At 71.5% G+C, this 1,806-nt stretch carries 1 protein-coding gene and 1 pseudogene; one reads left to right on the top strand and one right to left on the bottom strand.

The features are described from left to right. Window positions 1-236 precede the first annotated feature (236 nt). Window positions 237-707: a hypothetical protein gene (locus tag ABD908_RS27225; protein ID WP_345002014.1), complete on the bottom strand. Its 471-nt coding sequence runs from the start codon at window positions 705-707 to the stop codon at window positions 237-239. A 160-nt stretch (window positions 708-867) separates the two neighbouring features. On the opposite strand from ABD908_RS27225, the pseudogene ABD908_RS27220 reads away from it, so the two are divergent. Further along, a pseudogene (locus ABD908_RS27220) lies at window positions 868-1,596 on the top strand (ABC transporter ATP-binding protein); the annotation flags it as partial. Between the last annotated feature and the right edge of the window lie 210 nt (window positions 1,597-1,806).

Genomic DNA, 1,806 nt, shown 5'->3' with positions numbered 1-1,806 from the left:
CCATGCGTCGCCGGCGGCCGGGTCGGCCGCGCAGGCCGCCGCGAACGCGCGCCGCGCGAGCCCGGGATCCCGCGGGGCCGCATCGAACCCGTCGATCGTGATGCCCAGCGCCGCGACCCCGGCGCGGAATGCGTGTTCCGCCGTCATGTGTGGCTCCCCCCGAAACCATGTGCCGGACGCGCCGAGCGCTCCGACGACCGCCGCCCCCCGCGGCTCGTCTCGAAGGCTACCGGCCCCTACCGTGCGAATCGGGACAATCGGCTGATCTCGGCCGAATCGGGTCCGCTCTCCTCCGCGTGCCACAGCCGCACGCGCCACCGGTCGGCACCGTCACCGTCGGACGCGACGCTGCCCTCGACCACGTACCAGCCGCGCGCCACCGGGAACTCGAAGCCCACCCGGCCGCCGGAGAAGAACTCCAACTCGCCGGACGTGTCGAGGCATACGTGGGTCGTGAGCACACGGTTCCACTCCCCGGCCGGCGCGGGCGCGGAGTCCCAGTGCTCGACGGAGACCGGCAGCGCGTCCTGGAAGCGCGACGGCGACGCGAAGCCCGCGGTGGCCTTGTTGGTCGCGGCGCCGTGCACCGTGACCGCTGCCAGCAGATCAGCGGGTACCGTGGTACCGAAGCAGCTGAGGAAGAACATCCCCTCACGGAGATCGACGGTGCCCTCGTAGGACATCAGTACGCGGGGGACCAGTGCCATTCGCCCATTCTGCACATCCGCGGCGTGACGTTGCTCGCCTTGATACCAGCGGTGTGTCGCGGTGGGAATGTAGATGGCAAAATGGTTGAAGACTGCACCTAGTGACTGGTGGGGCGGCGGAGGCGACATGGCGGAGGCTCGAGATGGCGGAGACCGAGGGATGACTGCAGCGGCACGGGCGGTCGGGCTCACAAAGGTCTACGGCGAGGGCGAGAACGCCGTCCACGCGCTCGCCGGGGTCACCGTCGAGTTCGCGGCGGGCGAGTTCACCGCCATCATGGGCCCCTCGGGCTCCGGCAAGTCGACGCTGATGCACTGCCTCGCCGGCCTCGACGCCGCCAGCAGCGGCTCGGTCCAGATCGGCAACACCGAGCTCACGTCGCTGTCGGACAAGGCGATGACCACGCTGCGTCGCGACCGGATCGGCTTCGTCTTCCAGGCGTTCAACCTGGTCCCCACGCTCACCGCGCTCGAGAACATCACACTGCCGCTGCGGATCGCCGACCGCGAACCCGACCAGGAGTGGCTCGACACGGTCGTCGAGCGACTGGGCCTGGGGCCGCGCCTCGACCATCTGCCCACTCAGCTCTCCGGTGGTCAGCAGCAGCGTGTCGCGTGTGCGCGGGCGCTGGTGGGGCGGCCGGACATCGTGTTCGGCGACGAGCCGACCGGCAACCTCGACTCGCGCTCCGGCGCCGAGGTGCTGTCGATCCTGCGGGCCGCCGTCGACGAGTTCCACCAGACCGTCGTGATCGTCACCCACGACCCGCGCGCGGCGTCGTACGCCGACCGGGTCGTGTTCCTCGCCGACGGCCTGATCGTCGACGAGATGCGCAACCCCACCGCCGAGCGGGTGCTCGAGCGCATGATCCGCTTCGAAGGCCCGGTGCCCACCCGGTCCGCGGCGCTGGCGCAGGCCCAGCCCCCGGCGCTCCCGGCGCCGGTAGCTCCCTCGATCCCGATCACCGTGCCGGTGCCCGCGGCCGCCGCCACTCCCGCGCCGGTGCCGACCCCCGCGCCGGTGCCTACGCCGCCCCCTGTTCCGGCGCCGCCCCAGAGCGTCCCAAGTCGGATCGTAGCCATGTCGTTCTGTGAGCCA

Source organism: Tsukamurella soli (genome assembly GCF_039541155.1).
Lineage (GTDB): Bacteria > Actinomycetota > Actinomycetes > Mycobacteriales > Mycobacteriaceae > Tsukamurella > Tsukamurella soli.
This window is presented reverse-complemented; position numbering and strand designations above follow the sequence as displayed.

Bases quoted from the DNA above. Each gene is read 5' to 3' on its own strand.
- ABD908_RS27225 (WP_345002014.1), bottom strand. From the start codon at position 707: ATGGCACTGGTCCCCCGCGTACTGATGTCCTACGAGGGCACCGTCGAT.